Here is a 5819-nt window from a genome sequence, read left to right as displayed (position 1 = left end):
CGCGTCGAGCGCGGCTGCGACCGCGCCGAGCACCGCCGATCCCAGGGCGTTCGCGACCACGGTTGTCCAGGGGAACGGGAGCAGCGGCGCTCGGTGAGCGATGAGATAGCGCACCACGGCGCCTGCCCCGCACGCGACAGCGGCGAGCACCCACACGACCGCGCTCACAGCTCGTCCTCCTCGATCACGTCGGTGGCCGGGATGGCGCGGAGGCCCAGGGTCGCTGCGCCGAGCCGCCAGCCGAGCGCGGCGGCAGCGACCGACGCGGCGAGCGTCGCGACCATCACGGCCAACGCCACCGGGACGGACGCGTCGTCGTGCCAGTGGAGAGCGGCGATCGACGAGAACGTCGTGAACCCGCCGAGGGCTCCGGTCGTGAGCATCGGCGTCCACCAGCGCGCTCCGCGCTCCGCCACGCGAGCCGCGGCGAGGCCCAGCAGGAACGAGCCAACCGTGTTGATGAGGATGACATCCCACACCCAGGCACCTGCGTCGATCAGCTCGTCGATCGCGATGCGCCCGGCTCCCCCCAGGCATCCGCCGATGAAGACGGCGACGGCGGCCGGCATCCTCATCGGTCGCGCGTGCTCATCGGTCGCGCGCGAGCCACGCGTCCGCGACCTCGAGCTCGGAGCGCAAGCCCGTCAAGACCGCTTCGCCCACGGCCTTCTCGATCATGGGCCCCACGAGCGGCACACGCACCGTCACGTCACCCTCGGCGCTGAACAGCGCACCGTCGTCGTGCGGCTCGAGGCGGAGATTGCCGGCCGCATGCCCGGGCGCGCCCACGATCTCGACCGCGAACGTCGCGTGGCGCTCCGGGCCGCTGGCGGCCTCCCACACCTCGGTGTAGCGGACGGTGAGCTCGGAGCCCACGAAGGACCGGAACTCGGCGGGGATCGAGGAGGTGGGGACGCGCTGCCGGATCGCGACCGCGAAGCCCTCGTCGACGGTCCCCTCGACCTGCACTTCCGCGCTGCGAGCGCCTGAGGTCCCCCCGCGGAGCAAGTTGAACTCGGGATCCGCGAGCATCGTCGAGACGTCCGCGGTGGTCGCGGCGAACACGTGCTCGTGACGGATCCTCATGGCCCTCCTCGTCGGTCGCCTCAGACTATCGCGCCCGTTATGCCTAGTCTTGTGCCGTGGCGACACTGCGAGAGACGGCCGAGCGCTTCGGCCCCCTGACCGATGCCGAGGCCGACTGGCTGGCTCTGCTGACCGCCGATTGGCAGATCATCGCGGACTTGTCGTTCGCCGACCTGGTGATGTGGCGCCAAGTGCCGGAGGGGTTCGTGGCGATCGCGCAGTGCCGCCCGTCGACCGGGCCCACCGTGCATCAGGACGACGTGGTGGGGTCCATGGCCGCCGCGGGCCGGATCGCCCATCTCCAGCGTGCCCTCGACGACAGGGAGATCGTGGCCTCCAGGGAGCCGCGGTGGGACGAGACGTATGCGGTGCGGGAGGACGCGCTGCCGGTCGTCATGGACGGCAAGGCGATCGCGGTGCTCACGCGCGAGGTGTCACAGGCGGTTTCGCGGTCCTCGAGCCGGCTCGAGCTCAACTACAAGGGCGCTGCCGACGACCTGCTGCGGATGATCACGCGGGGGGAGTTCCCCGTGCAGACGTCGGTGACCGGTCCGCGCCGCGGCGCCCCGCGCGTCGGCGACGGCGTGCTGCGGCTCGACGCGGCGGGCCACGTGACCTACGCCAGCCCCAACGCGCTGTCGTGCTTCCACCGCCTGGGCGTCACGGGCTCGCTCATGAACCGGTCGCTGCCGCGGGTGACCTCCGACCTCGTCCTCGACAAGGGGCACATCGACGAGACCCTGGCGATGGTCGTCATGGGTCGCGCGGCGTGGCGCACCGACCTCGAGGCGAACAGTGCGTGTCTGTCGCTGCGCGCGATCCCGGTGACGGAGGACGGCGAGCGCACGGGCGCCGTGCTGCTGTGCCGCGATGTGAGCGAGCTGCGCAGGCGTGAGCGCGAGCTGATCACCAAGGACGCGACCATCCGCGAGATCCACCATCGCGTCAAGAACAACCTGCAGACCGTCGCGGCTCTGCTGCGGCTGCAGTCGCGCCGGGTCGACGCCCCCGAGGCGAAGGAGGCGCTCGCGGAGGCGATGCGACGCGTGTCGACCATCGCTCTCGTGCACGAGACGCTGTCGGGCACGCTGGACGAGCTGGTGAACTTCGACGATCTCGCGCAGCGCTCGATGAGGATGGCGGCCGACGTCGCGTCGCCGGGCGTCCAGGTCAAGATCGTGCGCGAGGGCGACTTCGGGCTGATCCCCGCCCAGTACGCGTCCTCACTCGCGCTCGTGGCGACCGAGCTCGTGACCAACGCCGTCGAGCACGGCTTCGAGGGGCGCGAGTCGGGAACCATCACCGTGAGCGCGCGCCGCGAGGGCGGGCGTCTGCACCTCGACATCGCTGATGACGGCGTGGGGCTCGCGGAGGAGCCGTCAGGGCTCGGGTCGCAGATCGTGCGCACGCTCGTGGAGAACGAGCTGTCGGGCACGATCGCGTGGCAGCGCACCGAGGTCGGCTCGACCGTTGTGCTCGAGGCGCTGGTCGACGACGAGCGCTGAGCCGGCCAGGCTACGCCGCGGCGGGCGCGCAGAAGCGCCGCGCCCCTCGAGCGCGGCGCTTCTGGGTACGGCTACTTGGCGGCGCGGCGGGCGCGTGCGGCGCGGCGCTTGAGGGAGCGGCGCTCGTCCTCGGACAGCCCACCCCAGACGCCGGAGTCCTGGTTGTGCTCCATGGCCCACTGCAGGCACGTCTCGCGCACCGAGCAGGTGTTGCACACGGCCTTCGCCTTCTCGATCTGCACGAGAGCAGGGCCAGTGTTGCCGACAGGAAAGAACAGCTCGGGGTCGTCCACGTCCAGGCAGGCAGCGTTGTTACGCCAGTCCATCATTCCTCCAGGGGGTTCGGAGGCGCGGCAGAGCCCACGCAGGGTGGTGGTGGGGGGTCATGCCGCAGCCATCGCGGTAATCACTGCTACAACCTTCTCATTGTTAACAACAGATGACAAGGGTCTTTAGGCCTGCACTGCGTCACCGTGCTCGGCGGCTACCGTTGTCGTCCATGGACCTAACGTCTGAGCGCGGCGGATTGTTGCGTGCCGCAGCAGCCGTGATCGTGCTCGCCGAGGCGCTCGCGCTCGCGGTCGCCGGCGGCGTCTTCATGGTCCGCGCCATGGGGGAGTCCGGGGCAGCCGACCTCTCCGTGGCGATCGGCGTCATGGCCCTCGCCATGGGGGCCATCCTCGCGTGGGCGGGGACGGCGCTGGTGCGCGGTCGCACGTGGCCGCGCGGGCTCGTCATCACGTGGCAGCTACTGCAGATCGCGGCGGGCTGGGCGCTGCTCGAGTGGTCCGTCGCGGGCGGGATCGCCGTCATGGCGGCAGGCGCCGCGGGCGCGGCCGCACTGTTCGCCGATGCGCGCGCGGGGCTGGCGTCGCAGGACTAGGCGGGCGCCGCCTCGAGCGCCGACCGTCAGTCCGCGTCGACCGTCACCGCGATGCGGGCCTCGCCGCTCACCCCGCCCGCCCCGTCCGTCGCGGTGTACTGCACGCGCACGGTGCCCGACGCATCGGCCGAAGGCGTGAAGGTGACCGTGCCCCCGGACGCCGTGAACGTGCCGTCCTCGTCGTCGAGCGTGGACTGAACGCCGGGCGTCGAGGGGTCGAGGTCCACGGGCTCGGATGCCCATCCTGCGCTGGAGAAGACCTTGTCGTTGTCCAGGACGTTCAGGTTGACGGGCTCCTCGGGGCGCGTGGTCGCATAGTCGGTCTCCGTCAGGGGGGCGAAGGTGTCCCAGTCGGCGTCCGCACCCACGTGCTGGGACCAGGCGCCCACCAGGTCGCAGGCCGGACCGGGGCACTTCTGCGTGAATCCCACCGAGTCGGTGGGCGCTGCGATCGATGCCTCCGGCTGCATGATCCAGAAGTGGGAGCCGTCGCCGCCCGCCTCGTGGAACACCTCGAGCCAGTGGTCGAACACCCGCATGCGCTCGTACTGGTCGATCCACCCGTACTCGCCCAGGTAGAACGGCTTGCCCGCGGCCTCGGCGATCGCCCCGTGCTGCTCGATCCACCAGGCTCCCCACTCCTCCCAGTCGTCCGTGGGCGTGGTCGGGAGCCAGTGGTTCGGATAGACGTGGATGCCGTGCGCGTCGATGTTCGGGTCTTCGAGCAGCGCCACGGGATCGGCGGACTCCTCGCAGTTGAACAGCGTGTCCGCACTGTCAGGCTCGGTGCACAGGAAGCCCTCGCCGCCGAAGCCCACCATGTGGTGAGGGTCGATGGACTTCACGTGCGCGGCCATCTCCTGGGCCCACGCGAGGATCATGTCGGATCCGCACTCCTCGCTCGACGGGTACGGTCCGGAGTCCGAGCACCGCATCTCGTTGCCGATCTCCCACAGCATGATCGTGGGGTCGTCCTTGTAGGCGATGCCGGTCAGCGGGTTGACGCGCGTGAGCAGGTGCTCGACCCAGTCCTGGTACCAGCCGCGGATAGTCTCGTCCGTGAAGAACTCGTCGTGGTAGTCGCCGCCGGCCCACCGCACGTACTGGTCCGCGCCGCCGAACGCGGTCCAGTTGTTCACGAGTGGGAGCATGAGCCGCACGCCGTTCTCCTTGGCCGCCCACACCAGGTAGTCGAGCCTGCCCAGTCCGTCCGCCCCGTCGTTGTACGCCGGCGCGCCTGCCGCATCGTCCCAGTACTGGAAGTACGTGCCCGGGTTGTTGCCCTCGACGCCCAGCTCGCCGTCCTCGGTCCCGATGTCCAGGAAGGCCCACGCGCGCGCCACAGGCATCGAGCCCTCGGCGAAGGTCTTGAGGTAGACCTGGACGCCGGGCTCCGACTCGAGCATCAGCGTGTAGGCGTTCGAGCTCGCGTACGCGAACGTGTCGCCGTCCACCTTGAACTCGCCGTCCTCGGCATACACGAATCCGTCGGGCACCGAAGGCGCTCCGCCCTGGGCGATCCCGTAGCCGATCGAGCCAGCGAGCGCGATCCCGGCGACGGCGAGCAGGCCGATGCCGATGCGCGAGCTGAGCGGGACGGGTGTGGTGGACATCGGCGTCCTCTCCGTTGAGGCAGTGCTGGGCGCCGCCAGTCTAGGGTGACCGTCGCAACGTTTCGACGGCTCCCGCCGGGATGCTATCGAATCGTGACCTCGAGGGGTGCGCTCCCTGGTCAGCCCCCGGCTGCGGCGCTTGGCGCAGCCAGGGGAGCCACGCCGCCGTCGTCCTCGACCACGCCGGCGAGCCACCGGTACGTGCGGTGATAGGTGGAGCGCGGGAGGCCCTCGAGCGTGTAGGCGGAGTGCAGCACGCTCGCGTCGACCACGACCGACGGGGCCTCCGTCCACGGTGCCGCGTCCTCGCTGCGCGTCAGCACGAGCGGCTGCGCGCCCCACGCCGCCGCGATCGCTTCGAGGTCTTCCGCGCTCTGATCCGCGAGCGCCAGCACCACGGGGACGTCGCACTGCACCCGCAGGGAGCCGTACAGCTCGTGCGTGCCCACGAGGACGATGGGGCGTCCGGGCGCGAGGCCGCACAGCTCATCGAGCATCGCGCGCGCGCCGACCATCTCGCGCGTCGTCACGTTGACGGCGGAGGACACGGGGTACTCCGCGTCCGGGGTGATCGCCAGCCAGGTCGACAGCGGCAGCACGAGCATCGCCGCTGCCGACCAGCCGCGCGCGAGGCGCCGAGCGCGGAGCGTCCGCAGGGCGCCCGCCGCGGCCCACGCCGCGACCGCCGCCGCCACCAGGAAGCCGGGGATGGCCATCGGCTCGAAGCGCCGG

At 71.0% G+C, this 5819-nt stretch carries 6 protein-coding genes and 1 pseudogene; 2 read left to right on the top strand and 5 right to left on the bottom strand.

Annotated elements, in window-relative coordinates; translation table 11 throughout:
- Positions 1–164 precede the first annotated feature (164 nt).
- Together QZ483_RS12290 and QZ483_RS12285 are read right to left on the bottom strand one after the other, a co-directional pair.
- Positions 165–575, bottom strand: a complete 411-nt coding sequence (locus tag QZ483_RS12290; RefSeq protein ID WP_297084415.1) for a CrcB family protein — start codon at positions 573–575, stop codon at positions 165–167.
- Between the two features lie 13 nt (positions 576–588).
- Positions 589–1086: a DUF2505 domain-containing protein gene (locus QZ483_RS12285; protein WP_297084413.1), complete on the bottom strand. Its 498-nt coding sequence runs from the start codon at positions 1084–1086 to the stop codon at positions 589–591.
- A 56-nt stretch (positions 1087–1142) separates the two neighbouring features.
- On the opposite strand from QZ483_RS12285, the gene QZ483_RS12280 reads away from it, so the two are divergent.
- Positions 1143–2591: a sensor histidine kinase gene (locus tag QZ483_RS12280; RefSeq protein ID WP_297084411.1), complete on the top strand. Its 1449-nt coding sequence runs from the start codon at positions 1143–1145 to the stop codon at positions 2589–2591.
- Between the two features lie 71 nt (positions 2592–2662).
- Here the strand turns inward: QZ483_RS12280 and QZ483_RS12275 are convergent, their stop codons facing one another.
- Positions 2663–2917, bottom strand: a complete 255-nt coding sequence (locus tag QZ483_RS12275; protein WP_297084418.1) for a WhiB family transcriptional regulator — start codon at positions 2915–2917, stop codon at positions 2663–2665.
- A 173-nt stretch (positions 2918–3090) separates the two neighbouring features.
- Between QZ483_RS12275 and QZ483_RS12270 the strand changes: the two genes are divergently transcribed.
- Positions 3091–3474 (top strand): hypothetical protein, encoded by a 384-nt coding sequence (locus QZ483_RS12270; RefSeq protein WP_297084410.1) that lies wholly within the window; start codon positions 3091–3093, stop codon positions 3472–3474.
- Between the two features lie 26 nt (positions 3475–3500).
- Here the strand turns inward: QZ483_RS12270 and QZ483_RS12265 are convergent, their stop codons facing one another.
- Complete coding sequence (locus tag QZ483_RS12265; protein ID WP_297084408.1) at positions 3501–5087, bottom strand: cellulase family glycosylhydrolase; 1587 nt, start codon at positions 5085–5087, stop codon at positions 3501–3503.
- Positions 5088–5206: 119 nt separating this feature from the next.
- Positions 5207–5819 (bottom strand): annotated as a pseudogene (locus QZ483_RS12260) (hypothetical protein); the annotation flags it as partial.

Origin of the sequence: uncultured Demequina sp., from assembly GCF_913055775.1 — a bacterium.
GTDB lineage: Bacteria > Actinomycetota > Actinomycetes > Actinomycetales > Demequinaceae > Demequina.
Note: the sequence above shows the minus strand (reverse complement) of the source record. Positions and strands in the feature narration are given on the sequence as shown.